At 41.9% G+C, this 2,639-nt stretch carries 2 protein-coding genes; one reads left to right on the top strand and one right to left on the bottom strand.

What is annotated here, in order from left to right:
• Positions 1-110 precede the first annotated feature (110 nt).
• Positions 111-383 (bottom strand): late competence development ComFB family protein, encoded by a 273-nt coding sequence (locus A3756_RS14420; protein WP_068553743.1) that lies wholly within the window; start codon positions 381-383, stop codon positions 111-113.
• A 298-nt stretch (positions 384-681) separates the two neighbouring features.
• Between A3756_RS14420 and A3756_RS14415 the strand changes: the two genes are divergently transcribed.
• On the top strand, positions 682-2,639 hold a 1,958-nt coding region (locus A3756_RS14415; protein WP_068553742.1), incomplete at its 3' end, for a carboxy terminal-processing peptidase.

Raw genomic sequence — 2,639 nt, 5'->3', positions numbered from 1 at the left:
AGTAAAGTGACAAACCAAGAACTTGTCTCAAGCCATAAATTAAAAAACCAGCTAACTAATATAGAAAGCTGGCTTCATCACGATGAGATTGTAACGTTTATTCTAAACGGCTACTTTTCGTATCGATCACTTTTCTTCACATATTCCAAAGCGTCGATTACCGCTTTGCGTGCCTTGTCTTCAACCTCATGCCTTTCAGTGGGTGAGGTGTAGAAAAACATATCCACTTCATGGCGAATGTATCGTGGTGGCAAATGGTTTAAGGCTATACAAAGCACATCGGTGAGAACATCCTCATCAAAATCCTGCCCTTCTACCTCTTTAGCCAGTGTTTCAATTACCAAGGATTCGTAGTAATTCTGAATATTATCAAGAAGTGACATTAATATACCTCGTACTATCAGCAACAATTTTTATGTTTAGATCGATTTACACTCATGTAGATCGTCCCAGCCATTAAAGCATCTAAAGATAGAGTCTAGCATCTAAAACAATTAACAACAGAGCCAGTTTCAAAATGGCGATCAAAAAGCGGTAGAAAGCCTGTTTTCATTTAGTTACCCAATCACAACCCAATTAACAATAATTAATCGCATCTTGGCTGGCTAGGCCTGCGCTGATCACATACAATCGGAAGTAACCGTATATTTTATATGCTCATTTATTGGCAAAATTATTCTTATGATGATAACGAAGCGAAATATTTACACCCTTCTACTTAGCGTTCTAATCAGCTCGCTTTCCCTTTCTGTTTACGCTAAAGAAAGCAAAGCAGAATTTACTGAAGAACTCGCTCCAACAAGAGCCCAACAAGAAGCAAGCCTGTATGTTGCTCGCTCATTATCGCTAAATCATTACCGCAAGCAGCACATCGATAAAACACTTTCTGAGAAGGTTTACGAAAACTACCTTGATTCACTCGATCCCTCTCGAATTTATTTTCTTAGCGAAGATATTACAGAGTTCGAGATTTACCGCTTTCGCTTAGATAGTGCCTTAAAAACTGGTCAGTTAGACCCTGCATTCAGAATTTATAACCGCTACCAGACGCGAGTAATCACTCGCCTCAATAAACAAATTGAATTTCTCAATACCAAGCTGAACACCTTAGACTTTACTAAAGACGAATATATTTTAACTGACCGTTCAGAAGTAGACTGGGCAACAAGTGAAACAGAGCTGGATAATATCTGGCGCAAGCGAACTAAAAATACGGCCCTGTCTCAAAAACTAGACGGTAAAACCAACGAAGAAATTAAAGAGTCCTTACTAAAGCGTTATCAAAACCAGCTAAAGCGAACTCTACAAGTAAGAAGTGAAGATGCATTTTCTGCCTACATGAATGCCTTCACTACCCTATACGATCCTCATACCACCTATTTTTCACCACGCTCTTCAGAAAATTTCAACATTAATATGAGCTTATCCTTAGAAGGTATCGGCGCCGTACTACAAGCAGATAATGAATTTACTAAAGTGGTCCGTCTAGTTGCTGGCGGGCCAGCACAGAAACAAGGCAAACTTCACTCTGCTGACCGTATTGTTGGTGTTGCCCAAGGAGAGAAAGGCGATATGGTTGAGGTAATTGGCTGGCGACTTGATGAAGTCGTTGAGCTCATTAGAGGCCCCAAGCATTCTAAAGTCAGACTCAAAGTCATACCGCATACTGCCAAACTAGATACTGACACAATAGAAATTAAAATCGTTCGCGACAAAGTTAAGCTCGAGGAACAAGCGGCTGCCAGTTCAGTACTTGATATAGAGCGCGACGGAAAAAATCATCGAATTGGCGTTATTGATATCCCAACTTTCTACGCTGACTTCAAAGCCATGCAAGAAGGTGACCCAAACTATAAGAGCACGACACGAGACACGCTCAAATTACTAAAAGAAATGCAGGCAGAACAAGCTTTAGACGGACTTGTGATTGATTTACGCGGGAACGGTGGCGGCTCTCTCGATGAGGCTAATCAACTAACCGGACTATTTATACATGAAGGCCCTACCGTGCAAATCAGAGGAGCCAATCACCGCATTGAGGTATTGGATGATCCCGATCCTAAACTGATGTACGACGGTCCGCTCATTGTCTTGGTAGATAGACTAAGCGCCTCTGCCTCTGAAATCTTTGCTGGCGCAATTCAGGATTATGGTCGCGGTATCGTAATGGGTACACCAACATTCGGCAAAGGGACTGTACAAGCAGTTCGCCCACTTAACCATGGCCAGTTAAAAATAACACAAGCCAAGTTTTATAGAATCTCTGGCGCTAGCACCCAGCACAAAGGCGTTGTCCCGGATATTATTTTACCTGACACCATTGATACTTCGAAAGTAGGTGAAGATGCCCTGGATCACGCACTTGAGTGGGACTCCATTGCTTCAGCCAAATTTAGCAAGGTGGGCGCCTTGAGCCCGCTTAGCCAAAAACTAGCCGAGAGCCATATCACACGTATTACACAACATCCTGAATACGTACTTTTGTTAGAAGAAATAGAATTACTAGAATCTCAGCGCGGTATAGAAAAAGTAACGATTAACGAACAAAAACGAAAAACCGAAGACGAAGCCTTCGACAAGGCACGCTTGGACTTACTTAACAAGCGCCGCCGACTTGAACAAAAGCCAGAATTTGAATC

This window comes from Oleiphilus sp. HI0086 (genome assembly GCF_001635225.1).
Note: the sequence above shows the minus strand (reverse complement) of the source record. Positions and strands in the feature narration are given on the sequence as shown.

Coding starts and splice junctions, on each gene's coding strand:
- A3756_RS14420 (WP_068553743.1), bottom strand. CDS start 383: ATGTCACTTCTTGATAATATTCAGAATTACTACGAATCCTTGGTAATT.